Origin of the sequence: Chlorogloeopsis fritschii PCC 6912, from assembly GCF_000317285.1 — a bacterium.
Lineage (GTDB): Bacteria > Cyanobacteriota > Cyanobacteriia > Cyanobacteriales > Nostocaceae > Chlorogloeopsis > Chlorogloeopsis fritschii.
In genome coordinates this window covers 1-25408 of record NZ_AJLN01000137.1, presented here as the reverse complement: position 1 = coordinate 25408, position 25408 = coordinate 1, and the positions used below count along the sequence as shown (strand labels likewise).

Sequence of the window (25408 nt, the reverse complement as noted above, 5' to 3'; positions counted from 1 at the left end):
GCAAAGAAAGTATTGCTATTATTTTCTTTCTAATTTCTGGAAGTTGGTAGCTTAACGCAGGTCTAAGTAGAACAACCAAATAAAACGTAAAATGTGCTCTGTAAGATCCCCGACTTTTCTAAAAAGTCGGGGATCTATGTTTTGGGTTTATTTATGTTGACTTACTTATTTCTTTACTACCGTATGCGTTTATGCAATTGTTCTGCTTTTTCTAGTAGTTGGTCGCCCTGAACTTCAGCAATACTTTTAATGTAATTAAGCTTAATATCTTCTAGCATATCTATCAAGAGTGATTGTATTTCTTGAATATTATCTTTTTTCTGTAATTCTCTTTCTAATGCATCTTTTAAATTTGTGCGCAAACGGGTAGTAATTTCTGCTCCCACAGGATCTTTTAAAGCATAAATGAGGTTTTTATAAGTAATTTTAAATAAAGATTTTGCCAGTTTTCTTGATAGTTGTAGACGGCGTAAACCCGGAAGATGCTGAAAGCGTCGATAGCCTGGAAGTTGATTGAGAGTAGTTGCAATGCTGTGTTGTACCAAGTCTTCAATTTCAGGCTGGACTTGGGGAAGCACATCACGAACACCGATATCAAATAGATGGGAAGCTATAGCCGTTACTTCATTTTTGTCATTGACTTGCACATATTCTTGGGGTGGTTGTTTAGGTGGTTTGGGATGAAATAACCAGTCGATAAAATCTCCCCGTTGTATTGAAGCTTGCATTTGGTCAATAATCAAAATGCCTATCATCTCCGTCATTTCTACTGCAAAGCTGACAACTAAATCTCGTTGCACTTCTACCCGTACAGGTTCAATATTCAACAACCCGACATGATAAAGACGGGCTGATACAGGAATTATTCGCAACCATCGCCAAAAAGGTAAGAGTAATAACAGATCGTACCAACGTCTCAAGATGACTTCTAGCCAAGTTAATTCAGGATAACGGTGATGGATAGTTAGGATACGGGCGAGAAAATCCCAAGTAAAAATTAGTACAAATGGCAGATCGAGCAGCCAGAAATAGCTAAAATTCGTGCCAATTCTGTTAACACCTCGATAGTAGTTGGATTGAATCAAAGGACGAATTTGAGTATTCCAAAATGCTATTTCTTGTTGCCAACCTCTTTGAGTCAGGTAAGGCTGACTCCAAAATCTAGTAAAGGCATCACTAGCAAATATCTCACCTGTCTGTACTCGTATTTCTTGTTTTATAGTTTCTAACTTGCTGCTTTTGTTCGCTCCAGCAAAAGGATTTTCGTCGATGAGTTTTTGACTAAGTAGACGCTGCTGTGCAAGTAAACTTTCAACTTGAGGTGATTGCAAGCCATTTGTGATAATTTGCGCTGACAATACCTCTACCTGTTGGAGATAATTCTCAGTTGCGGGATGAGGTTTTATTCCCTTAATTGGGTCATAGAATTGGGTGAGACTGGGAATATTTAAAAGGTAAAAATCTCGCACCCATAGATAGGTAAAGTCAAAAAATACTAGTCCTAAATTAAGTAACGCAAGGATGGCGATGAGTCGTTCTCGCACCCGGTAGCGACGGTCAAAGTAGGGTTTAAATTTTGGCATTGTTAGTCTCTACTTTGTCGCAACTTGGATAAATTGGGTGGCAAAGTTGCTTGCTCCAATAGCGGGTTTAACCTTTGAGCAATGCGGTTAGCTATAATCCGATGTCCTGCTTGATTAGGATGAATTCGATCATATAAATAACGCGGGTTGTTTAAACTAGCTAAAACTTCAGGAATTAAATAAGCTTGAGTATCCTTCGCCACTCGTTCATACAATGTTTTGTAATCTCCATTAAAAGGTTCCACATTCATGCCAACAAGAATCGCGATCGCTCCTTGTTGTCTCCGCTTCCCGTAAGGCGTTCCCGTAGGGTAGCGGCTGGCGTCACGTGGCATGAACTGGCAAACTCGAAGGGCTTCCCCTAAGGGTAGGATGCTAAGGGGAAGAGAAAAAATCAGTTTATAAGGCGTTGCTGAATCGCGGTATGAATTTGATGTGTAGAGACGCGATATATCGCGTCTGGGCAGGGGTTTTGGCATTACGAAAAATTATTTTCATAGCCTAAATCAGCAACGCCGTTTATAAAATTAGGCTATTGCATTGTCGAGCAGATCTAATTTCCCTTTTACTATGCAATAACCTTTTCAAAAATCAAACTTAAGGACTAAATCAATCTAGGGATGCAGCAGATTTTTCCAGATGCTGTTGCCAAGCTTGTTGTTTCACTTCAACATCGCCCTGAGTAACAGCTGCATCCCAACGGGTAATATCACCTTCACGCCAAAACTTTAAATCCACAACAGCCTTGCCAATTTCTACTTGACGGAGGGTGATATCGGGTAACCATTCTGGTAAGTATGGATCGACATAAAGTTGATTTTTGGGAGCATCAGCTTGCAAACCCAGCATCGCTTGCAGAAGATGAAAAACGGATGCAGCTGCCCAAGCTTGTGGTACATTCGCTTCTAGATAGGGAACTGGAAACGCTCCTGGTTCTACCTCAATACCAGCAAAGAGTTCTGGTAAGCGATAGCTAGCAAAATATTTTGCTGCATCAAAAATTCCGTGAGCAACCTGGGCTACCTCTTTAGCAAAGCCATAGCGTTTAAACCCCAAGGCAATAATGCCGTTATCATGGGGCCAAATTGAACCCAAGTGGTAAGAAAAAGGATTGTACGCAGGATTTTGAGTGGATACTGTGCGAATGCCCCAGCCACTCCACATCTGTGGTTGCAAAAGTCTTTTCACCACACGTTCTGCTCGTTCAGAACTAACAATACCACTCCAAAGACAATGACCAACATTTGAAGCAATAGTACGAACAGGTTGTTTATCAGGATCGAGGGCTAGGGCATAAAAGCCTAAATCTTCGCACCAAAACTTCTCTTCAAAACGTGCTTGCAGTTGGGTGGCTTTGGTGCGTAGTTCTGTAGCGTAGTTTTGTTCTCCTAAAAAATCAAAAGCTTCTGCCATGCGCATATATGCATCAAAAGCGTAACCTTGGAGTTCGCACAATGCCTTGGGAGCATTCACTTGGCTACCATCAGGATAGACGATCGCATCGCCAGAATCTTTCCAACTTTGATTGTCGAGTCCATCTTTTGAGCGCTTTTGATACTCCTGCAAACCGTCATTATCCAAATCGCCATACTTTTCTATCCATTCCAAGCAACGCATAGCCACATCTCGATAGTCTTGCAACATCGAGTCATCTCCCAGCCATTTCCAGGCTTCATGCAGGGCGATCAAAAATAAAGGGGCGGTATCGGCTGCACCGTAATAGGGGGTGTGCGGTATTTTCTTGAAATACGCCAATTCACCCATGCGAACCTCGTGCAGAATTTTACCTGGTTCGGCATCTCGCCAATCATCCCATTCTTGAGCTTGGAGTTCGGCAAGTTTTTGCAACGTTCCCCTCACAAAACCAGGATGCACAATCATATTTTGCAGGCTAACGATCAAACTATCACGACCAAACAAAGTAACGAACTTGGGTACACCTGCCGCAGGTATCCAAGTATCCTCGGTAAATTTGTAGTCATACAGTCGCAATGCTCCCAAATCTTCGACTGATTGGCGATAAAGCCTAGTAACATCTTCATCGGAGCAGGTAACATCGGTAACTACATCTCGCCAAAGTTGTTGAACTTTGTCCAACCCCGGTTCAATGGCTTGTTGGTAAGATAAGTCTGCTGGTTTACGAACGTGTTTGTTGTCTGCCAGGGTGTAAAGGCAGCAAGTATTCCAAGTTGCACCAGGTTCTAGGGTAATCTCAAAAATAATCCGCCCATTACCATAATGGGGTTGTACAGGACAGTTAGCTAAACGATAACTGAGACACTGGAAAAAATCACCGTTGGTATAGGTTGTTACCAGTTCACTTTGTTTTTTATTCCATTGCGTTTCAATGTGTCCGCGACGGACAATTTTTTGAGATTCAACCTCAAAAATATCAGCAAAGTCTGAGCGCAGGGCAATTTCTAGATTGAAATGAACTTTTTTACATCCGTAGTTGGTAAGCTGCAACTCTTCACGAATACCCTCGCTAGCCACCCGACTCATAATTAGTGACAAAGTACCCTTGGCATAAGATCCATCATCAGTTACAAATTCTGGGTTGATGAGATAAACGCGAGCTGCATAGTAAGCCGTTGTTGTAGAAGACAGACGTATCCAATTTTTACCGTTTAAGTAGCAGGTATAGTAGCTCAAGAATCGAGTATCATCCGAAAAAATGCCTTGGCTAGTTTCAGGATTAATATTGCCACTTAAATCAGTCACCATAAAGGTTCTGCCGTGGTTAATTGTTAAATTTGGAGCGCCAACATTTATTCTCATAATTTGACTTGATTCAACAAATTCTAAAGTTGTGATTGTAAAAACAGAACTAAACGTCCAATAATTCGCTTCCACAACGGCCGAGTACGCCAGTCTGTCATACTAATTAGTTGGCTACGCTCAATGCCAGTGTGAAAAATTCCCTTGATATGTTGCACCATTTGCGGCTCGGCAGTAGAAATATTCAGTTCATCATTGTGGAAGAAACTGCGGGGATCGAAGTTAGCACTGCCGGTACTCACCCATTTATCGTCCACTAGTAAACACTTACCATGCAGCATACTGGGCTGATGCTCGTAAATTTTGATGCCTGCTCGTAGTAAGCCGCCGTAAAGCTCACCGGAGGCGTAGTAAACTAATTTCTTATCATTGTGCGGCCCGCAGGTAAGAATACGCACGTCAATTCCCCTTTTTTTCGCTGCGATTAGGGCTTGACGTGACTGATGATCGGGCAAAAAATAAGGACTAGCAATCCAAACTTTCTCTTTGGCTGCAAAAATAGCCGTAGTAAACAAAGCTCTGATTGAAGAAGAAAGATTAGAAGGGGCATCACCCGGAGTTACCAGAATCATTGTTGCCCCTGGTGGATCGGGATGAAAATTTTCTGCACCCAAGTCTACTGTGCCGCGAGCTGCCGCCCAGTGCTGCATAAACATTCCTTCCAAAACCGATACTACAGCACCTTCTAAGCAGAACTCAAAGTCAAACCAAGGAGCTGTATCGCCAAATTTCTTTTGTCCATCCCAAAAGTCTGAAATTCCAGCACCACCAATCAAAGCAACTTTTCCATCAATTAGCAGTAGCTTGCGGTGAGTGCGCCCAGCATAATCAAAGGGAGCTTTCCAGCTAAAAGATTTGAAGAAGCGAACCTCTACACCAGCCGCCTCTAATCGTTTCCAATACTTTGCGGGTAATTTTTTCGTACCGTAATGATCGACAACCAGCTGCACTTCAACACCAGCAGCAGCCCTTTCGGCTACGGCAGCAGCAAAATCATTGGCACGACGCCCCGGAGTCATGAAAAATGTCTCAAAGTGAATGCATCGCTTGGCACTTTGAATCGCCTCTAACCGTGCCGATTGAATCTCGTTAGCTTCAAACCAAAAGCCGATTACGTCACCAGTGGTGCCTAAAGAATTAGATAAACTACCTAAAGCAACAGCAAAACGGTGTTCATCTGGACTGGGAACATTAATAGCCCTGTAATCGATGTAGTCGCGGAAGGCTCCTCGAAAATAAAAAACGACGATAAAGAGAAACCCAGCGATGAGGGCGATCGCGCCTAGCCACCCCAAAGCGGTAGCAACTAGCTCCATTGTGAAATACTGTCAGCTATTTTCTATAAATTATGATTTCTTCAACTACCACTGGTTTGTCACCCTGTTGGTAGAGTAAGGCGGTGAGGATGAGCCAAACAACCTCACCACCGACAATGAGAATTCCCATTCGTTCCGACTTCAACCACTGCGTGGGTAGACGCTTCACGCTTTTTGGTACGTATGTCTCAAGCTAAACACAGCTTTTTCTCAATATATTAAGGAGTAGTCGGAGCCGCTGGTGGTGTTGCACCTGGTGTTGTAGCTGGTGGTACTGGTGTTGTACCCGCTGGTGGTACTGGTGTTGTACCTGCTGGTGGTGTTGTTGTTGGAGTTTCGGCAGCAGGCTCGCAGGCACCTATTAGTAGGCTTAGTCCAACCGCTGAAGCTAGAAAACCAAATTTTTTGTTCATAACTCCTCTTTGAGAATAAAAGTATAAAGCAAGGTGATGACTAGTTGAGGATGAGCGAAAAAATTGAAGATTTTGCTTTATCCTGAGTTATTTATTATTTATTTACATCCGCCAAAGGTCGTAGTACCCAGTTTTTAATTCAAAATTCCATGCCGAATAAATCGAGGAAATACAAAATTGCAAATCCTGTAAAGAACAACCCTGATAAAACCATAAAGATTAAGGAAAACCAGCCAGGGCGAAGTGCTTGCGGAAGTTGTACCCGATTCAAATACAGGGTCAAAAAGACGACAACGGGGGTATGTACTGTAGTAACAACACCGCCAACCGAGAGAATGTCTACTGGATCGCGCACTAGAAAGAAAACAATCAGTGGCAAAATAGCAGTTACCCAAATTGCATAACTATTTTTCAGCCATTCTTTATTTGAGAGCTTAGAGAATATCCACTGCTGAAGATGATTGCCGTTATGTCCATTCTCTACTTGAGACTGATGCAGTTGTGGCTCCATGAGAATCTGCGTAGCATCAGCGAACATTCTTCCCCACCCATCTTGGTTACTCAAGATAGTTCCTGCTAAAGCGATTGTCACACCAATAATTAATAGCCAGTAACCAAATACTCCCCAAACTTCTGAGAGCAGCCGCGTCAGATCCTCTGCTACCTGGATACCTTCCGGAATAATTCCTTCAGGAGCTAAAAGTTCTGCACCTAAAATCATAAAGGCAACAATTACCAAGCCTCCCCCAATTACCCCGATCGCTGCTGTGGTACTCATAATTCGTATCCACTTTTTTAAGCGAGAATTGAGACGCTGTTGATAATCCTCGTCTAAATATTCACGATTGGAGTGGCCATTATTTCCAGGCTGATGATTATTATTGTCTTCCTCTACAGGGCCGCCATATTCCCGTGCCGCTACCCAGTAAGAAAACCACATAATCCCCGCTGCTCCCGCGAGGATAAAGCCTACCCAAGGTATTATAAATTCAAAGTCTAAGTCTTCTGGAAGACCGGGAACTATACCCCCTCCTAACTGCTCAACTGGTGGAAAAACTCGTACTGCGGTAATTATTGCCACTGCAACCAGCACACCTGCCATGATCGAAGTTGACAGTTCAACCACTTTGTAACGCCCTGAAATCACCAGGATTAATGAAAGAATAATTGTGATGGTGGCATAGAGTGCTTGATTACCCGGAAAGGCTATCATTAAGGCACTTCCGGTAAGGGCGGCAATTCCAGCAACTGTGACTACGGCAGCAACTAGTTGTGGTAAAAAAATTAACCAAATTGCCCAATTTTTTGGCCCTGGCAGGTCGCGGTAGCCTTCCAGAATAGTCTTACCCGTAACAACAGTATACCAGCCGACTTCTCGAATCATTATCCACATCAAGAAGATGACGATTAGCGCCATCCACAGCAAGCCATACTCGTAACGCGAACCAATTCTTGGGGTAAACAGCACCGAACCGGAACCCACAGAAGAAATCATCCAAATCAAACCAGGGCCGTACCATTTAAAGCGGTTCCATCCCTGTGGAGGTTTGGGAGAGTGCGATCGCATTCGCACTTGTTGGCGTTCCCTAAGTTGTGTCATGGTTGCAGCATCCAAGGAATCGTTTTACTAGCTTAAAAAAGGCAGGAGGCAGAAGGCAGAGGGCAGAAGGAGGAATATTGTGTCCGCTTAAAGACTTATCATTAAGGCTGACGCGGGGACACGGAGACAAAAAGACGCGGAGAAATTTTAATCGTAATTGATTAGCCGAACTTGATATAAGAATTTCATGCCCTCTTTGTGTGATTTGATCGCACAACGAATCTGTGAAAACTTCTTTTCCCTAGTCCCTAGCCTCTAGTCCCTAACCCCTATTCTCAGGTGAGATTGACTTTTTGCAGATATGCCATGAGCTTATTAACATCAGCACCTTGGCAACGATAACCGATATAGCCGTCTGGACGAATCAGGTAAAGGCTTTCACTAGAAGCGCCATAACGTCGATGACACTCGCCTTGGGGATCGAGGAGTGTTGAACCTTGCCACTGTAATTCTTCTGCTATTTTTGTGCTAACTAGCACTATATGCACGGTAATGATATCAGGAAATTTACCTTCAATTTCCTGAGCAATTTGAGCCAATTTGGGATATTTGGGAAGCTTACTACCAAACAAAAGCAGATGATGTTGAGTATTAATTAATACCTTATATAAACGCTGTTGTCCCTTATCCGTTTGCACCAATACATCAGGAGCGCGAGCCCCTTTCAGGGGAGCTACGCTAACGCCTGCTTTTGGACTTCTGCTCAACCAAGGCAGTGGATAGTCTTCTTGCACAATTGGACTATTGCGATAATTCACATTTAACTCAGACAAAGTGTTGGTAATGCGTCGTTGAACTGGAGCAAAACTGGTAGTAACACCAGCTAGAAGCCGACGTAGAAACTTGATCGCGGGATTGCTTTGAACTACTGCTCGTGTAGCCCATTCTGTGCTGAGTAATAAAAACTTGGAGACTGGCTCGCGTTCGGCTTGGTATGAGTCGAGTAAATCTATTGGTGCTTGATTTTTAATCACTAACGCCAACTTCCAAGCTAAATTGTAGGCATCTTGCAAACCAGTATTCATACCTTGACCGCCGACTGGGCTATGGGATGCTAAAGCGTCACCCGCAACAAACACGCGTCCCGCCCGACATTTATCAACGATCCGCTGCCGAATACCGAAACTGCTTGTCCACACAGGATCGCTTAAAATAGCCTGCAAACCAGAGCGTTCAGTTGTTAATTGCTGAAATAGCTGTAAATCAGGATTTTCGGGTAATTCAGTATCTGGTGGGAGATTGGCAATGAGCCGCCAATTGTTTTCTCCTGGTAGGGGAAAGGCTGCTAATACGCCACTAGAACTGAAAAAAACCTGTATATTGTTGGTTGACAAATTCCAATCACTCTTAATATCCGCTAGGACAAACAAAGCTTGGACATCTATGCCTTGATAGTTCAAACCAGCTGCCTTGCGAACGTTACTATGCGCACCATCACAACCGATTAACCAAGCGGCTCGACAGCGTTCTTCTCGTCCATCCGCATGGCGCAGTATAGCAGTTACACCTTCTGCATCCTGTTCCAAAGTCGTAAAAGTTACAGGACGTTCGATTTTTACACCGAAGCTTTCCACTAGTTGTGCAAGGATGCGTTCTGTTTCCGATTGTGGCAAGCTAAGAACGAATGGGAAGAAAGAGTCTATTTTGTCTATGCTGAGATGGGCAATGCGTTTGCCGTCATCATGGATATTTGCTCCGTATAGCTTGCGACCATGTTTAATTGCTTCTTCAGCAATACCTAGATTGTCAAAGATTTCCAGAGTCCGGGCAAAAACTGCAAGTGCTTTACTAGTTGTGGAGGGTTGTGGTTGCTGGTCAATCAGCCGTGGTTTGATGCCATGCCGAGCTAATTGCGCAGCTAAAAGCAGGCCTGTTGGCCCCGCTCCTACGATTAATACATCAAGTGACATAAATTACCTCCCTGATGTGAATTGTAAGTAAATTAGCTTAGACGCATGGCAAAGACTTGCTTTGAGACATTGCCCCTACTAACGCCGTAAAAATAACTGCGTAATGTAGTAACTGTTTCCATCTCGCCAAACTCCCACACCCGTTTCCGTAAAGTATGGACGCATAATATTCGCTCGATGTCCTGGGCTTTCCAACCAACCATCAACTGCGATTTTTACAGGTTGAGTGAGATTGGTTCCTTTGAATAGATTTTCTCCCACTACCCAGTAAGAAATTCCTCCAGCACGTACTCGCGTTTCTACTGTACTGCCATCAGCCCCTGTATGACTAAAAAAGTTTTTTCTGCCATTTGTCGGCTGTAGTTCCGGGCAACCTCTGCTAGCCTTTCGTTATTTTGGAGAGGCTTAAGTCCGTTCTTTTCACGTACTTGGTTAATGCTTTGGCGAACTCCTGCCTCAATTTCTCCGATTTTAGCGGTTTGGACGGGAATTGACGGTTTTGCAGGTTGCTTTGTTGGTATTTCCACTCTTGGCAAGGGTGGTAAATATTCTAGCGCTCGTTCGCATCCTGTTGCCACTGTCGCCAAAAGTGCGATCGCTACTCCTGCCAACCAATATTTTCTAAAAGTAGCCATTAGTCATGATGTCAAAACTTATGAGTTAAGAGTCAACGCTCAAAAGTAATTAGTTCCCTTGTGTCAGCTTACATTTCCACCTCATGATTTGACTTACTTGTCTTATTTCATACCCTCCGATAAATATCGCACTCTTCTACGTGATGACTTGCGTTGTGGCTTCCAAAAAGCCATGATATTTTCTAGAGCGTAGAATGTGCCGCTCACAAATCTTTCAGGCCCAGTTTCAGCTTCTCTACTTCCTAAACTGCGTAATCCGTTGAGATCCAGATAGCTAAATACTACTTTTGAGAAAAAGGGAACCAAGCAAAACAAGAATACTTCTGTCGTCTGGTTTATGAGATTCAAACCTGAATGTCCGATAATCCAAATAATTGGATAGCAAATCCATGTTGCTGTAAAGAAGGTAGTTAATCTGTCATAAAATCGTGGTAGCCCGTGTTCCTCATAACCCTTAGTTTTGGCACGTAAAGGCCCCCAAATACCCCATAAAATGATTAAAAAAGCGACAGTGCCATTGATGTACCACAAGTATCTTACCCACGGCACAGCCGATAGATCGGCAATCAAGCCAGACAAGATGACAATGACTTGTGTAGCCATTAAAGAAAAGATGAGCGTCCAGTCTTTTTTAGACTGATAATGCATAGCAGTCCAAGACAGAGCCAACAGCAGCAACGGTGTGGTAACAACCCAGTCTAAGTAGCGAGCAAAGAAAACAGTGTGACCTTCAAATGCAACATACCGACCTTGTTCTATACCAATACCTGGTAAAGCCATCGACATATAAGCTAATCCAGACCATATGGGTATAAAAGTAGCAACAAAATATTCTAGTCTGGGGAGACCACGAGGATTTCTACCTAAAGATATGAAGTAGATTGCTCCAATTGCCATGCCTGCAACATAAAGCCAATGCCAAAAATTTTGCCAATCCATTACTTACCTCAAGAATTATTTTGATGAAATGAGCAGCTAAAATTTAAAAATTTACTCAGGCAAGAGCAAAATGTATTTTTTTTAGGCATAATACTTTTTGCTTTCTTTAAATTAATAGGATTTGCTATTATATCGTGCTTCTATCTTTCGAGGTAATTGAGCATTTTTGTCATTCGTAATTTTCCATACAAGAGTGGTTTAACTAAATGTTTTACCTCCTTTATAAATGCTCAAGTTCTTAAGCAAAGTACTTTATTTTATTCATTTTTGGCTAGAAATTTGTGCTTGTGTATGAGCAAAATAGAAAAGTAAACAGCAATCTAATTCTTTACATACTGCTAGTATTAAGAGTTCATTTTTTATCTTTAATTCACTTGATTTTTGCATCCACTTCTAGCTTTAGCAACAAATGTGAACCAAAAGTGACAAGAAGCCAGGTAAGCAGAAGATAGTTCCAATGAAACAAGTTTCATTCCTTCAGGGTAAGATAAACCGCAAAGAAGTACGGCGAGAAAACTAGAGTGGGAGAGTGGGTGACAAGGGGACGAGGGGAGTAATAAACATTTCCCCCAACCCTATTAATAATGACCAATGACAAATGACTAATAACTAATGCTGTCCTTTCATTTCTTCGATATCAAATAAGCTAATCAACACTCCTGCGATCGGAATTGATAGAAATACTCCTACTAACCCTGCAACTGTTGCGCCAACCAATAATGCAAAAAACATGAAGACTGGATTCATGTTGATTGAGCCTTGCATAATTCGTGGCATGAGTAAATTTTCTTCTACCTGCTGGAGCAAAATGCAACCAACCAATACTTGCAGACTTAACCAAATTCCTTGAGGTAAGATAATTAGACAAACAAGGGTAATTCCAATTGTGGCTCCAATCCCAGGGATTAAATCAAATGCACCTGCAATTGCAGCTAAAATTAAAGCATAGGGTAATTGCAAAATTATAAATATAATAAATGTCGAAACCCCAAAGAATATAGATAATAGTAACCGCCCCCAAAAGAAACCTAAAAAATTGCGTTGAATTGCTACAGTTATATTTTCACGGGTATGAACTGGAAAAATTTTCAGAAGAAATTTCCAGATTCTTTTCCCATCTAGCAGCATAAAAAAAGCCACAACAGCTATGATAATTAAATCAATAAAGTTAGTTAATAAAATTTGAGCAGTTGTAAAACCAGTTCCAATCATCGCTAAAGCTTGATTGCGTAATTCTTCTTCAAAAGCATTCAAATCTACTTGTAAATTCCACTTAGCTAGAATATTTTGTAATTGTTCTAACTGTGAAATTGCAAATTCTATAAGTTGTGGAGCTTGCTCAAGTAATTGTTGTGCTTGAGATAAGATAGAAAAACCTAGCGTAGCTATCAAACCCCCCAAAATTATCAAGCTCAATAAAAAAACAATAATAACTGCAATACTGTGGGGTAAAAACCGCTCAACCCACTTGACAGGATAATTCAGTAAAAATGCTAAAATAGCAGCAAATATAAAAATCACCAAAACTTGTTCAAAATAAGCCAAAACCTGGACAATTGCCCAGCCAAGAGCAAACAATAACAAATAGCGAACTAGCTTGCCATTACTCAATTGTTCCCAGAATCTGTTTATGTTTAACTCATTTGGCTCATTCATGATTGCTTGAAGTTAATTTCCTAATAAAGTTAATTAGTTAAGGTCGTTATTAGTCATTGGCCATTGGTCATTATTCATTAGTAGGGGTTAGTTTATTTAGATATTTAGTCAGAAAGCTGGTAAAATTCTTCTACCTGTGGTGACGGTTTCTTTGGGAAGATTTTTGTAATTGTTGTTGCTCGTGCGAGATATGTACAGCATAATCAGACGGTACAATAGGAGAGCCGCGTTGTTTAGCATAAACCTTGGTAAATTCTGCTCCTAAAAACAGAATGTGAGCAGCATAAAATATCCAAGTAATTATAATTACAAAGGAACCAGCTACTCCATAGGCAGAACCAAAATTAGTTTGGCTGAGAAATAATCTAAAGAAAAATTGCCCTATTAAAAAGAGAAGTGCGGTAATAGCTGCACCAACAACAGTATCGCGCCAGGCAATTTCGGCATCGGGGAGAATGGTATACATCAGAACAAATACTAGTGTTGTTGTTCCAAAAGAAACTAAAAAGCTAATTATTTGCCACAAGTAACCAAAACCTGGTACTAATTCATTCAAAAAATTAACTAATGCTATCAATATTGTGTTGCCTATAAAAGAAACTAGTAACAACAATGCAATTGCTAATACCATCGCAAAAGACAACAGGCGTTTGCGTAAAAAATGTATGACGTGCCGTTTTGGATCTGCCTTCACCTCCCAAATTCTATCCAGTGCATCTTGAATTTGGGTAAAAACTCCAGTGGCACCAAATATCAAAAATCCGAGATTAAATAAAAGCCGAAATCTTCCCCCTGTTGCATCAGCTCTAAAATTAGCGATCGCTGTTGCAATTAATTGTGCGCTTTCCTCACCCACCAGCGCCGATAGTTGACTAATAAGCTGTTCCTTCGCTGCGGTTTCTCCAAAAATTGTCCCCACAATCATAATCACGATTACCATCAGTGGAGCGAGGGAGAATACCGTGAAATAAGCTAAAGAAGAAGCTAAAAGAGATACTTCATTAAATTGCCATTCAGAAGCAATTTCTTTTAGTAGTCGCCAAACTTTTCTAAAAAACGACATATTTTATAATTGAAAATTCTAAATAAAAATGGTCAACAAAAATTTACTTAGATGGTTCATAATTGTCTTTGTGGTGATTGTAGATTGGTAATTGCTCGCGAAATCTGATTGTATAAATTTCAGTTGGCATTTCAATTTTTGCTTGCTGCAATGCCTCTTTAATTGCTTGAGCAATCAAAGAAGTTGTTTCTAAAAAAGGTAATCTGCGGGAGTTAACCCAACATCGCACTTCAATATTGACTGTACTAGCAGCCAACTCTCGGATTAAAATTTCTGGTTTTGGTTCTGCTTCAACTCCTTCTACTTGTAAAACAGCATTGTTAATAATTTGTTTGGCTGTTGTAATATCCGCGCTATAACCAATGCCAACCATAATTGAATTGCGGCGAGTGGTAGAAAAGGTATTATTGGTAATGATGGCGCTAAAAACTTCTTGATTGGGAATATAGACGACACGCCCATCGTAGGTTTTTATTGTTGTAGCTCGCAGTTGAATTTGGCTAACAGTACCTTCAAACTCTTTAATGGCAATTTGATCCCCTAGTCGAAATGGACGGGAGGCAAGCAGAATAATTCCAGAAAAGTAGTTACTCAAAATATCACGCAAGCTAAAACCAATGGCAACACTTGTTAAACCTAGCGTTCCCAGCAAGGTGGTAAAGTCGAGTCCCAAAACTCCCAAGGCAACAATTGTACCTATTACCCATATAATGCCGTATACCAAGCGACTTACCAGGATTTTTGAGTTGTGATCTACTTCCCACTGTCGCGATCCAAATAGGGTAAGACGGCGTACACTCATAGCAATTACCCAAGTTGCAATCACAGCTAACAGTGCACCCAAAAAAGATGGTAGGTTGTCTATGGTATCTCGCTGAAACTGACGCACGGTAAAAAATAGGCGTTGTCCGACATCAATTGCTAGGGGTGGTTGCTCAAATGCCTGGTTTAATTGAGAAGCCCACTGCTGGGCAAGCGCTTCGACTGGCAAGTTAAAATCTTGAGCATCCTGTTGGGTGACAGTCATTAAAACCCGGTTGCTCACTTGCAAAGTAGCGATACCCCGTGATGGATCTGGCACAACATTCACATCTCTACCAATTCGAGGTTGTGCCAAAATACCTGCAATACGACGGTTGATGATCTGCGCCCGTTCAGTAGCACTAACATCTCCAACGCTACCAACTTGAAATACAGGTTGCCCCCTGACAACAATATCGGCAAAGAACAATCCATCTGGTGACAATGCCTCAGTTTCAGTGGTTTGAGGTGTAACGGGTACAGATGGAACTTCCTGTGTTAATCCTGCTCTAATAGGTAGTAGCAATATACTCGTTAATACTACTATAACCGTGAAAGTAGTAAATCTGCGTTGAGCGCGAGTTAATCGAGTAGCCACTATCTTTAGTAACGCAATATGGCGGCTATGGGTTTATCTCCAGGTACTTGCTCTGGACTAACAGCAAAGACTGTACCACCATTGAGAAGTGTATGCAGCGCAGCAAAATCCATCAAGTCCTCGTCACCTGTTTCTGGTTCGGGATGTACTTGTACCCGATTTGTGCTGGGATTAAAAAGTCCCCACTTTTGCTGCCCGACTGGTACAAATAAAGACTCTACTCTTTGGTAGTAAGCAGCGGTAACTACCTCCTGAATGCTACTAGCAGTTTTTCCTGTTCCTAGTAAAGCTTGATAGCTAGCAATTGCTTCCTGCTGTGCTTCTTCAAAGTAAGGTTGCACGATTTGCCATGCCTGCGCGTGTAATTCCTCTGCTTTGAGTTCGTCTGGATTGCCAGTGATGCCTTCATCAATGAGATTGGGATAGGAGTTGGCTTGCTTATAGATGGGTAGAAGGTAGTCAACACCTGCTAATACCAAAGGCGATCGCTGATTTTTTAGCAACTCTTGCAAACCGTCATCTACCTTGCGGAAGTAGCGCAGTATGTTTTCTTTGCTATCGTCATTGCCAGCGCCATGCCCGTGAAATATGGCAGCGCGATCGCCACTACCTTGGGGTGTACGTGTGTGGAACTGGAGACTTTTTTCGGGATCGTCATACTTTAGTGCCTCGGCAATACTAGTGGGTACGTTTTCTAACTCTACTTCGCTAACACTGTAGCGAGTGCTTTGAAATAATCTCACCTGATTTTGACTCAGCGCTAGGATATAAAACAGCCCATCGCCTGTCAGCAAGGAGATTAAAGGTTTAAGATGAAATCGGTCAGTAACAACGACTAATTCTTGAAAATCAACAGGCACACAGTAATAACTAAAAAAGTTGTTAGAAATGAACATTGCCAGTCCATCACTTTGATGCTGCCAAAACTCGTATTCATCTAACTCTTGGGCTGGCTGCAACAAGTCTCTAGCATCTTGAGGACGAAGCCCACTCTCCACCAACTTTTCCTCAGCTTCTCGAATTAAATTCTTAAAACGAATCGGGTTTTGTAACGTGTCTGCCGCTCTTCGATAAGTCGGCATATAGATGGAAACACAAGTGTTATTTGATTGTGCGGTTAAAATTGCTAATTCATCAATGGAAAATAAGTTCATAATTCACCTGGTAATAGGGGCTAGGGGCTTTGTCTTTGCCCCATTTTTGTAATAGTCGAAGTATGGTGCTCTGGTGTTATTCCGCCCAGAACTAAAGTTCTAGGCTAATAGCCTAAGTTCACTCAAGTGGACTGTTTTTGTTGAGTCTACTTCAGTAGACTTTAGCTGTTAGGTGTGAGAATTTATTCTCTGGCGCTATAGCAACGAAGCGAGAGATTTAAAAGATGTGGATAACGACAGGTGCTAGGGAAGAGAAGATTTGATAAATTCTTTAGTGTGATTAAATCACTGGGCGAAAAATCAGTATGAGCCTCTACTAGCAGCGAATGTCTACGGTAAGCTATGCGATCGCTCACAACACAAGGTATTGATATTTACATCGGTTTACTGTAAGGTGGGCATTGCTCACCAATATCTAAAATGTTTACTACATGGGCTTTGACGGGCAATGCCCACCCTACGATTGGTCTATGCGATCGCTCGCAACAGAAATATTAGGATTTAAGTTGAAATCCTAGTTCAGCAAGCACTCTGCGATGGCGCTTTTATTAGCTGTAATATTATGTCAGAAAAATTACTCCTCAAGCTGACCAAGCTTCTCGGAAGTCTGCATACAGCGTTAGTCCACCGTCTATAAACAGGGTTTGTCCGGTGATGTATGCTGCTTCATCTGATGCTAAAAATGCTACTGCTGCTGCCATTTCCTCTGAAGTACCAGCACGCCCCATCGGGATGTGGCTTTCTACAATGGCTTTCTTTTCGGGGTCTTCAGTCCAAGCTTCGTTGATAGGTGTAACTGTTGCTCCTGGTGCGATCGCGTTAACACGAATACCTCGGTTTGCGTATTCAAGTGCTAGGGTTTTGGTGAGATTTTCCATTCCTCCTTTACTGATGGAATAGCTGACATACATTGGTCTGGGTATAATTTCGTGAACGCTGGAAACATTGATAATTATCCCTGCATGATTCTGAGAAAGGAGGTGCTTAATAGTTTCACGGGCACAGAGGTAAGCACCCCGGAGGTTTACTGCCAGTACTTGATCGAACTCACTGGTTTTAATTTCGTGGGAGGGGCTTTCAATTTGAATACCGGCATTGTTAACCAAAATATCTAAACTGCCGAATTTTTCAACTACTGTGTTTACCATGTCGATGATATCTTCTTCACTAGAGACATCACCTTGAACTAGTAGAGACTTGACACCGCAATTTTCAATATCGCCACACGCCTTTTGCATTGCCATGTCTTCCGTTTCTTCGGCACCAGCAGGACTTTTGCGGTAATTTATGGCGATGTTGCAACCTTCTTGAGCAAGACGAATGGCGATCGCTTGTCCTATACCTGAACTTGCTCCAGTAATCAAAGCATTCTTGCCTTTTAATCCTTTCATTGCACTTTTCCTTATATTAATTCTGTGTTTTTTAACTTATATCAATCGTTTGTAGTAGTTTATTTCACACCTGTTGAGGCATTCATCTGTCTGATGGAAAATTAAATTTCTGGCTGTGAGGTTAAATTTCGGGGAATTTGCTTTGGAACAACCCATAAATAAAGAGTTCGGCCATTCCTGCGTACTGCCCGCTGTGGTTTCCATTCGCCCATATCAAAGCTGTGGGAAACAATGCGAGTGCCTGGTTTTAGTTCTTTTAATAGTTTCGGTCGCAATCTTAAATTGACATTTGGTAATAAGTAGAGTGTTACTACCGTGGCATCACCTAAATCAGTTTGAAACAAGTCTTGTTGTCTAAACTCTACGCGATCGCTCACTCCTGCTTTTTGAGCATTAACACGGCTTTCTTGTACAAGACGAGGGTTAATTTCCACGCCCACAGCACGACGAGCATTGTATTTGTTGACAGCAGTAATGGGAATTCGCCCATCACCGCTACCCAAGTCATAAACCACATCATTGCTGGTGATTTGCGCTAATTCCAGCATGGCTTCTACTAATCTTTGTGGAGTTGGCACATAAGGTACATCTGCCCGTCTTCGTTGAGCTTGAATTACAGAAGTAGGCGCTTGTGCCTCTGCTTCAAAATTGCGTTCCAAGGTGCATCCAACAGAACCAAATACAGTACCAACGACCGTAATAAGTAACAGTAGAATTTGCCTGTATATCATGGTTTTGATATTTTATCAACAAACATCAAGAAAGAATATTTGTACCTTGGATGTACGCGTTGACCAAGAAAGGCAGGAGGCAGAAGGCAGAAGGAATGTCAACAAAACTTCTGTTCACGGCTGAAAGGAATAAGGGTATCAAGTTCCCTATGAGCAAGGCTCAGAGGCTCCCCCGAATGGAGGGGTCTGAATCCCCTTCTGAATGGAACCTTCTGCTCTCTACCTCCTGATTTCTTCAATTGAATTTTTAACTGCTTACCTCTTCCCTACAACGTATAATTTTTAGCTCAACAGGGCTGTTACTACTTCTTAGGTTTGGCTCGATTGGGGCCACCTGCCCAAGGTGGTGGCCCTTCAGGTGAACGAATTTCGATCGCAGATCCATCTGCTCTGGTAATCCTAAAAGCATCAAATTCACCAGCTCTACCCATTTCACCCGTGACGGTAACTTGCTCACCTTGTTTAAGGTTAACTTCACGCCACCAACGCGGCCCGGCATCGACAATGACTTGTCCACTGCCATCATCAAGGATGAAATCATTACCAACTATGCTCTGAACCTTTCCAGATATGGTGATGCCTTGAGGTGTTCCTAAGTCACCAATTCTAGTAGTCTGTGTTTGCGTCTGTGCTTGCACCAATTTAGGAATTGATGGCACAATGATTGTTGCAATCATCATCAAAGGCAGAAAAATTTTTGGGTTCATGATTATAACCTCTTAACTAGTAAGCTCAATCAACGATTGAATTGCTAGAAGTTGTAGCTAACACCGAGCACTAACCCAACATTAGTGTTATTGAATCAAGCTTCATGGACACAATGATTGCTCTTGGGATTTGATTGCAGAGATATTTGCAATCAGGGTTTGTATACTTACACTTAATGATGATGGAGCGCAAATGTGATTAAAATGTGATAAGTAGGGAACAGGGTTGGGGGAACAGGGAACGGGGACAAGGAGAGTAATAAACAACCAACTACTAACTACTGTACGGGCGGGTTTTGTTGATAATCTTGCCGTTCAAACTGATAATTTATCTTCTAAACCCGCCCCTACTAACTACTAACCACTAACCACTAACCACTAACTAATGACGACCTTAACTAGTTAACTTTATTTGTATTCACAATCTTAAAATCCATCTTGCTACATTCAAATAAATTAAAACTCCCAAGACATCAACAGCAGTGGTAATAAAAGGAGCTGACATCAAAGCGGGATCTAACTTCAAAGAATGAAACAAAAAAGGTAAGGCAGCACCAGATAGCGAAGCAATGAGCGAAATCGCAAATAAACTGATGCCCACGGCAATTGCTACTGCTAAGTTTCCTTGAAGGACGAAAGCCCATACCGTAACTACTATTCCTAACATTGCCCCTAACAAAGCACCAGCGATCGCTTCTTTGCGGATGACGCTCAAAGTCTCTCGCATACGTATTTCCTGCGTATTCAAACCCCGAATCACCACTGTAGAAGATTGCGCTCCCACATTACCACCAGTGTCAATCAACAATGGAATAAACGCAGCTAAGGTAACTACCTGCTCTAAAACATCTTCTTGATTGCGAATGACTGCGGAGGTAAGAGTATTAGTCAATAAAAGAATCAGCAGCCACGATACCCGTCTGCGGGCAACCGTGAATAAATTAGTTTGAAAATAGTTGTCAGCGCCAGATTCAAGCCCCCCCAAGGCATATATATCCTCGGTGGTTTCTTGTTCTAGGATGTCAAGAACATCATCAACAGTAACAATACCTACTAATCTTTTCTCGGTATCCACGACAGGCACTGCCACAAAGTCATAACGCTGAATCGTGCGGGCAACTTCCTCTTGGTCGGTATCGGTATGAACGTATACCACATCTGTTGTCATGATATTACCAATGAATTCTTCTAGTTGAGCTTTAATTAAATCCCGTAATGAGAGAGTTCCACTCAAGCGACGAGCATCATCAGTGACATAGAGGTAGTAAATTAATTCACTCACATCTGCCAGGCTGCGAATTCTCTCTAGAGCCTGGGCAACGGTCATATTTTCTTTCAACGATAGGTATTCTGGCGTCATGATTCGCCCCGCAGTATTGGGTTTGTAACCCAAAAGCAGAGCAGTTGCATCGCGTTCGGCAGGAGTTAGTTGTTGTAAGAGTTGCCGGACAACTTTTGCTGGTAGTTCGTCAAATAGCCGCGCCCGATCGTCGGGTGACATCCGATCAACAATATCCAATACATCTTGACGCTTAAATTCTTCCAGAAGTGCTTGCTGTACATTGGAATCAAGGTATTCATAAACCTCGATCGCCTCTTTTTTAGAAAGCAACCGAAAAGCGATCGCCTGCATCGCTTCTGGTAAGTTGCCAATCACTTCGGCAATATCTACTGGTTGAACAGGAACCAACAAAGCTTTAGCTCCTTCATAGTTCTGTTGAGCCAGCAATGTTTCCAATTGTGCTTGTACTAGCTCCTGCAATTCACGTCGGGAGCTAGTCGGTTGGTATGAAGGGGGAGTTTGTCCAGTCACAGCAGCTCCTTTTCATCCTAATCCAATCTCAAGTCTTGGGTTGTATTAATACCAATAGAAATATTTTGATTAAAAGTGATATGCAGAGACAGCTTAACAAGCAAATGTGACTGAATAGTGATGGAAGCTAGGGATTAGGGACTAGGGGCTAGGGACTAGAGACAAAGAAGAGAGCAGGGGGAGAGGTGCAGCAGGGGAGGCAGTGCGCCCTTGCGGGTTAAGAGACTTGTAGCAACTGCCGTGGAGAAAGGGGAGAATCGTTATTCACTTTACTCCCCCAGCTTCCCCAACTTCAAGAGCTTCCCCATCTCTCCTTGTCACCGTGTCCCCGCATCCCCGTGTCCTCTTCTTCCCAATCCCCTATTGACTGGGCACTACGACAGTTAAACCTCCTGGAATGCAATTTACTTCTACAGGAGTAGTTTCAATTAAGTTACCGTCTAAAACTACCTTTTGTGGAGGTTCAGTTCTAACCTTTACAGATTTTGCTCGCAAGTGCTGAATATCATTACGGTTGGTAGTATTACCAGTAAAGCCTGTGATTAAAAGATGGTAAGCGGCAAATAAAGCATTTGTTCGATTGGTAGGGGCAACGATTGTAACATCTAGTAAACCATCATCCAAAATTACACCTGCCGCTCCATGAGCCAGGAAGGAAGTTACAGGAGCAGCATTAGCGATCGTGACAGCTACAGATTGCAAACACATGGTTTGATTTTCAGTCTCAATTTGAGTTTCAAATGCCTTTAAATTCCAAAATTGCTTGATTCCGCCTTGGATATATGCCAAAACTCCAAAAAGCTTTTTTAGGTGGCGTTTTGCTTGCTCAATACTTTCTGCCTCATAACCAATACCTGCAAGTAAAACCATAGGTTTGCCGTTGCAAAGCGCTATATCTACTCTTCGGTTTATGCCCGTTAAAATAGTTTGGCAGGCAACTGTAATATCACTGGAAATACCCAAAGCTCTAGCAAAAGAATTGGCAGTCCCTGTGGGAATTATGCCCAAAGGAATTTCGGTATTCATTAAGGCTTCGGCAGCAGCTGAAATGGTGCCATCACCTCCAGCGACAAGAATCATGGATGCGCCCTCTGCAATAGCTCTGCGGACTAACTCAGCAGCACCAATCTCTTTATTGTGAATAGGGCAAATATCTAAGTTAATAGCAGGCTCTAAAATGTCTCGAATTGTAACTAGTTGTTCGACTGGGTCGCCTTGACCCGAAGATGGATTAAAAATCAAAGAGGCTTTTGAAGTCATAGGTTAAATACCCATATTCAAATTTTGCATCAGTTTCAACAGTCTGGAGATAGAGTTATCAAACCTTTGTTACCAGCTTGAACTGTTGCTACTATTTGATAATCACGCGATCGCCATCTGATTGTTCACAACCATTAGCCTGAACTTTCACCTTGAAAAAAGTCATATAAATTACTCACCAAGGGTTTTAAATATTTTAGTTACAGATTTGGTGGGTAGAAATCAGAGTAATACCAAGTAAATCTAAAGCTCTTTTTTGCGCATGAGTGAGTTCAGTAATTTTGTCAAAAAGTCGCTCAAGTTTGATTTTTAACAATCGTCCCTAAATCAACTAATAAATTTTGAAAACAGTATTGATGTTACTTTCGTTTCGATAATTTTCTGGAGCCTACAATCAAATTTTAAGCATTCTAGCATCCATAATCAACTTGTTGCTCTTTGATGAGGGCAAGAACAACTTCTATTTTTGGATCAATTTCGTATCCTTGAAACAGGTTTAGCACCTCTGGCACTTTTTCTAAAGGAAAATACCAGTACTTATCTTTCCTAGATAAGCGCCATCCTGGAATCAACTTTGCTTTATGTTGATATTTTTCTATCTCATCTTTTGGTGTACAAACTACAATACGTTCCCCTCTCAACTCAATTCGCCGCACAATTTTTTCGTTACTACTAATTCTTGGCTTCAGATTTCGATGGTTGAAACTGTTGGCTGCTTCTGGCGCAACAGAGCGGGAACATCTCCAATCACTGGATACACATTTAGGCCACCCCATCTGTAGGGCATCAAAACAGATAGTATGAAGGATAAGCTGACAGTCAAGCATTTGCATCCCATGTTTGTTTGCCTCCCTCAATCCCGTTTGGATGATAGAGGAATTGATAAACTTGATCGTCTGATGGCATTGAACACAAACAAGATGGTGATGCTCACAAAAAGCGGTATTAAGTTCGTAATATTTGCGTATTTGTGCTAATTTGACTTCCCGTACAATTCCTATTCGCGTCATAAATTTGAGATTGCGATACACCGTACTCAAATTCATTTTTTCTCCACGTTCTATTATTAACCTATGCAGTTCCTCTACAGTTAAAGGATGAATAGTTGGTAAATTTTGAAACACTTGAACAATTAATAGACGTTGAGGAGTAAGCCGATAACCTTGAGCATTTAATTTTGTTTTCAAGGAATCTAAAGTATACATAAGCACAGCTACTCTCAGAAAAACTTTCATTTAGTGCTGGTATAAATTGTGTAATATAATACAAAGCTGTTTTCAGCCAACTATAGTTAAATGCAAGTATTAATGAAACACTGACTCTGACTGTATATGCCACAAATTTGCATAGATACCATTCAGTGCTAATAAGTCTTCGTGTTATCTTTTAACAAGAAGTTAGATGTAGACAATTTTAATCGCTCTTATGTTATTGGTCTATCCAAAAAAGGCAAATTTTTATCCCAAAAGTGCAAATTATTGGCTAAAGATAAAGGTTGAGCAGCGAGCGCTAGTCAGCATTTATGATTGTTGAAAATTTATTAGTTTTTCCCAGTTAGTTTTGTGCTTTGGGTTTCTCTATATCTAAGCTATGGGTGGTGGCGATCGGCAAAGCATAACTTTAAAAGCATATTGCGATCGCATGATTTACAGACGAAGAGAATTAAGGTGTATTGACAAGGTATCTTTCTAAATCGTCAAGAATGGCGTTAATGGCAAAAATATCTGATTGATGCCAATGTGAACCGACGAAATAAACTTGATTGCGTTGAATAACTTTGAGTTTGCTCCACAAAGAACTTTGTTTAAGCTTCTCTAACGTCTTCTTATCATCTTCCCTTTCCCAAGATGCAAAAAAGAGAATATCCCCATCAATATCAGATATTGTTTCTTTAGATATATTTTCTATATAGAAGAAATCTCCTCTTTGTGATTTGGGACGTTGTAGACCAATATCCTTCAAAACTGAGCCAGAAGGATGCTTTTCTCCATAAGACATAAGACCAAATTCCGTATTCTGAAGATGCATTGGCGATCGACACTTTCATTGTTTCACGGCGATTCTGCTTGGGAGAGGCTGCGTCAACGCCTAAAGCCTGTTGAAGTTTTTCAATTCTTTGCCAATATTCATCCATCAGTTGTTTACTAACTTCTTGTTTACCTAAAACTTTAGCAAGCTCCTCTAATTGCTCCTTCCAGGAAGGGGGAGGATAGGGCATATTGAGTACCACCGTAGGTGCAATGTAAGATAGCTGTTTGTAAATACCTTCTACTCTAGAGCTACACACAATTAAGTCTGGTTTGAGCCGTAAAATCTTTTCGATATTCGGGCTATTGTAATCTCCAACAGATTCTAGTTGATCTAGTTTACCCTTAAGATATTTGGGCTGCGGAAATCCTGGAACAAATGTTGATGCAATAGGACGGATACCTAATGCCAAAGTATTTTCTAAACCATCAAGAGTCACAACCCGTTGAGGGTTACGAGGAATGCAGGTGCTACCCATTATATGTTGCACCGTTCGACAATCCTCAACAGGCTGTTTATAGCTAGTAAGACTGGTATCATTAGTTGTTTTGCAAGCCGAAACCAGTATTGCTGTGAGGACACCCAAAAGCAGTAAATGGGTGAAGTAACGCCAAGAAATACTCGTGAACATCTAGCAACTTAAAACTTCCATGAAATCGTTCCTTGAACGGTAAAAGGAGTGCCGGGCATAACAAATGTTCCAGATCCAAATCGACTTGTATAGTAATCTACATCAAAGATATTACGGAAATTCAAGGCGGCGCGGAATTGCTCACGTTCATAGAAAATTGCAGCATCGGTGCGGAAGTAACTAGGTAGCTCTAAAGTATTAGCTAAATCTGCTACTCTTTCACCAACATAGTAGAAGCCTAAACCAAATCCCAGTCCTTGCAAATCACCTTGTTGGATTCTGTAGGTTGTCCATAGGTTGAATGAGTGTTCGGGAGCAGAAAACAGCCGATTTCCTTCTGGAATGGCATTATCTTTGGTAACTCTAGCATCAGTGTAGGCATACCCTCCAATAATGGGTAG

The 25408-nt window shown here is 41.7% G+C and carries 22 protein-coding genes and 1 pseudogene; all 23 read right to left on the bottom strand.

Features of this window, described 5'->3' with window-relative positions; translation table 11 throughout:
- Positions 1–176 precede the first annotated feature (176 nt).
- Entirely contained in the window at positions 177–1583 is a 1407-nt protein-coding gene (locus UYC_RS0130490) for a hypothetical protein (RefSeq protein WP_016877943.1), read from the bottom strand.
- Between the two features lie 2 nt (positions 1584–1585).
- Entirely contained in the window at positions 1586–2062 is a 477-nt protein-coding gene (locus tag UYC_RS0130485) for an SGNH/GDSL hydrolase family protein (RefSeq protein ID WP_235083072.1), read from the bottom strand.
- A 130-nt stretch (positions 2063–2192) separates the two neighbouring features.
- Positions 2193–4361, bottom strand: coding sequence for an amylo-alpha-1,6-glucosidase (locus UYC_RS0130480; protein ID WP_026087684.1), 2169 nt, complete (start codon positions 4359–4361; stop codon positions 2193–2195).
- 23 nt (positions 4362–4384) lie between these two features.
- Positions 4385–5677 carry a phospholipase D-like domain-containing protein gene (locus UYC_RS0130475; RefSeq protein ID WP_016877940.1) on the bottom strand — a complete coding sequence of 431 codons (1293 nt, stop codon included), beginning with the start codon at positions 5675–5677 and terminating at the stop codon, positions 4385–4387.
- Between the two features lie 16 nt (positions 5678–5693).
- Complete coding sequence (locus tag UYC_RS38335; protein ID WP_157171292.1) at positions 5694–5846, bottom strand: hypothetical protein; 153 nt, start codon at positions 5844–5846, stop codon at positions 5694–5696.
- A 49-nt stretch (positions 5847–5895) separates the two neighbouring features.
- Positions 5896–6090, bottom strand: coding sequence for a hypothetical protein (locus tag UYC_RS0130465; RefSeq protein WP_016877938.1), 195 nt, complete (start codon positions 6088–6090; stop codon positions 5896–5898).
- 139 nt (positions 6091–6229) lie between these two features.
- Positions 6230–7690 (bottom strand): Nramp family divalent metal transporter, encoded by a 1461-nt coding sequence (locus UYC_RS0130460; RefSeq protein ID WP_016877937.1) that lies wholly within the window; start codon positions 7688–7690, stop codon positions 6230–6232.
- 275 nt (positions 7691–7965) lie between these two features.
- A complete protein-coding gene (locus tag UYC_RS0130455) occupies positions 7966–9600 on the bottom strand; it encodes an FAD-dependent monooxygenase (protein WP_016877936.1) in 1635 nt (544 codons plus the stop codon).
- A gap of 78 nt (positions 9601–9678) precedes the next feature.
- Positions 9679–10235 (bottom strand): annotated as a pseudogene (locus UYC_RS35850) (CAP domain-containing protein).
- A gap of 102 nt (positions 10236–10337) precedes the next feature.
- Positions 10338–11174 (bottom strand): bacteriorhodopsin, encoded by an 837-nt coding sequence (locus tag UYC_RS0130445; protein WP_016877934.1) that lies wholly within the window; start codon positions 11172–11174, stop codon positions 10338–10340.
- Between the two features lie 609 nt (positions 11175–11783).
- Complete coding sequence (locus tag UYC_RS0130440) at positions 11784–12830, bottom strand: AI-2E family transporter (RefSeq protein ID WP_016877933.1); 1047 nt, start codon at positions 12828–12830, stop codon at positions 11784–11786.
- A gap of 130 nt (positions 12831–12960) precedes the next feature.
- On the bottom strand, positions 12961–13893 hold the full coding sequence (locus tag UYC_RS0130435) for a YihY/virulence factor BrkB family protein (protein ID WP_016877932.1): 933 nt from the start codon (positions 13891–13893) through the stop codon (positions 12961–12963).
- Positions 13894–13936: 43 nt separating this feature from the next.
- Positions 13937–15292, bottom strand: a complete 1356-nt coding sequence (locus UYC_RS0130430; protein ID WP_016877931.1) for a mechanosensitive ion channel family protein — start codon at positions 15290–15292, stop codon at positions 13937–13939.
- 5 nt (positions 15293–15297) lie between these two features.
- Positions 15298–16446: a baeRF7 domain-containing protein gene (locus UYC_RS0130425; RefSeq protein WP_016877930.1), complete on the bottom strand. Its 1149-nt coding sequence runs from the start codon at positions 16444–16446 to the stop codon at positions 15298–15300.
- A gap of 581 nt (positions 16447–17027) precedes the next feature.
- Entirely contained in the window at positions 17028–17837 is an 810-nt protein-coding gene (locus tag UYC_RS0130420) for a glucose 1-dehydrogenase (RefSeq protein WP_016877929.1), read from the bottom strand.
- Between the two features lie 101 nt (positions 17838–17938).
- Positions 17939–18568, bottom strand: coding sequence for an SAM-dependent methyltransferase (locus UYC_RS0130415; protein WP_016877928.1), 630 nt, complete (start codon positions 18566–18568; stop codon positions 17939–17941).
- A 302-nt stretch (positions 18569–18870) separates the two neighbouring features.
- A complete protein-coding gene (locus UYC_RS0130405) occupies positions 18871–19275 on the bottom strand; it encodes a hypothetical protein (protein WP_016877926.1) in 405 nt (134 codons plus the stop codon).
- A 418-nt stretch (positions 19276–19693) separates the two neighbouring features.
- Entirely contained in the window at positions 19694–21088 is a 1395-nt protein-coding gene (gene mgtE, locus UYC_RS0130400) for a magnesium transporter (protein ID WP_016877925.1), read from the bottom strand.
- Positions 21089–21448: 360 nt separating this feature from the next.
- Positions 21449–22348 carry a YegS/Rv2252/BmrU family lipid kinase gene (locus UYC_RS0130395; RefSeq protein ID WP_016877924.1) on the bottom strand — a complete coding sequence of 300 codons (900 nt, stop codon included), beginning with the start codon at positions 22346–22348 and terminating at the stop codon, positions 21449–21451.
- 410 nt (positions 22349–22758) lie between these two features.
- Positions 22759–23553 (bottom strand): Fur family transcriptional regulator, encoded by a 795-nt coding sequence (locus UYC_RS0130390; RefSeq protein WP_235083071.1) that lies wholly within the window; start codon positions 23551–23553, stop codon positions 22759–22761.
- 457 nt (positions 23554–24010) lie between these two features.
- Positions 24011–24346 (bottom strand): ABC transporter substrate-binding protein, encoded by a 336-nt coding sequence (locus UYC_RS40075; protein WP_268744025.1) that lies wholly within the window; start codon positions 24344–24346, stop codon positions 24011–24013.
- Positions 24240–25007: an ABC transporter substrate-binding protein gene (locus UYC_RS40070; RefSeq protein WP_268744024.1), complete on the bottom strand. Its 768-nt coding sequence runs from the start codon at positions 25005–25007 to the stop codon at positions 24240–24242. The genes UYC_RS40075 and UYC_RS40070 overlap by 107 nt, the downstream gene beginning before the upstream one ends.
- Before the next feature lie 8 nt (positions 25008–25015).
- Positions 25016–25408 (bottom strand): TonB-dependent receptor domain-containing protein (locus UYC_RS35840; RefSeq protein ID WP_040432676.1); only part of this gene is annotated, 393 nt, incomplete at its 5' end.

What these genes read in the sequence shown, in the direction of transcription:
- UYC_RS0130490 (WP_016877943.1), bottom strand. Translation starts at nt 1,583, where the DNA reads ATGCCAAAATTTAAACCCTACTTTGACCGTCGCTACCGGGTGCGAGAA.
- UYC_RS40075 (WP_268744025.1), bottom strand. Translation starts at nt 24,346, where the DNA reads ATGTCTTATGGAGAAAAGCATCCTTCTGGCTCAGTTTTGAAGGATATT.
- UYC_RS0130485 (WP_235083072.1), bottom strand. Translation starts at nt 2,062, where the DNA reads ATGCCAAAACCCCTGCCCAGACGCGATATATCGCGTCTCTACACATCA.
- UYC_RS0130440 (WP_016877933.1), bottom strand. Translation starts at nt 12,830, where the DNA reads ATGAATGAGCCAAATGAGTTAAACATAAACAGATTCTGGGAACAATTG.
- UYC_RS0130435 (WP_016877932.1), bottom strand. Translation starts at nt 13,893, where the DNA reads ATGTCGTTTTTTAGAAAAGTTTGGCGACTACTAAAAGAAATTGCTTCT.
- UYC_RS0130455 (WP_016877936.1), bottom strand. Translation starts at nt 9,600, where the DNA reads ATGTCACTTGATGTATTAATCGTAGGAGCGGGGCCAACAGGCCTGCTT.
- UYC_RS0130405 (WP_016877926.1), bottom strand. Translation starts at nt 19,275, where the DNA reads ATGAACCCAAAAATTTTTCTGCCTTTGATGATGATTGCAACAATCATT.
- UYC_RS0130425 (WP_016877930.1), bottom strand. Translation starts at nt 16,446, where the DNA reads ATGAACTTATTTTCCATTGATGAATTAGCAATTTTAACCGCACAATCA.
- UYC_RS0130420 (WP_016877929.1), bottom strand. Translation starts at nt 17,837, where the DNA reads ATGAAAGGATTAAAAGGCAAGAATGCTTTGATTACTGGAGCAAGTTCA.
- UYC_RS40070 (WP_268744024.1), bottom strand. Translation starts at nt 25,007, where the DNA reads ATGTTCACGAGTATTTCTTGGCGTTACTTCACCCATTTACTGCTTTTG.
- UYC_RS0130390 (WP_235083071.1), bottom strand. Translation starts at nt 23,553, where the DNA reads ATGTATACTTTAGATTCCTTGAAAACAAAATTAAATGCTCAAGGTTAT.
- UYC_RS0130475 (WP_016877940.1), bottom strand. Translation starts at nt 5,677, where the DNA reads ATGGAGCTAGTTGCTACCGCTTTGGGGTGGCTAGGCGCGATCGCCCTC.
- UYC_RS0130445 (WP_016877934.1), bottom strand. Translation starts at nt 11,174, where the DNA reads ATGGATTGGCAAAATTTTTGGCATTGGCTTTATGTTGCAGGCATGGCA.
- UYC_RS0130415 (WP_016877928.1), bottom strand. Translation starts at nt 18,568, where the DNA reads ATGATATACAGGCAAATTCTACTGTTACTTATTACGGTCGTTGGTACT.
- UYC_RS0130395 (WP_016877924.1), bottom strand. Translation starts at nt 22,348, where the DNA reads ATGACTTCAAAAGCCTCTTTGATTTTTAATCCATCTTCGGGTCAAGGC.
- UYC_RS0130460 (WP_016877937.1), bottom strand. Translation starts at nt 7,690, where the DNA reads ATGACACAACTTAGGGAACGCCAACAAGTGCGAATGCGATCGCACTCT.
- UYC_RS0130480 (WP_026087684.1), bottom strand. Translation starts at nt 4,361, where the DNA reads ATGAGAATAAATGTTGGCGCTCCAAATTTAACAATTAACCACGGCAGA.
- UYC_RS0130465 (WP_016877938.1), bottom strand. Translation starts at nt 6,090, where the DNA reads ATGAACAAAAAATTTGGTTTTCTAGCTTCAGCGGTTGGACTAAGCCTA.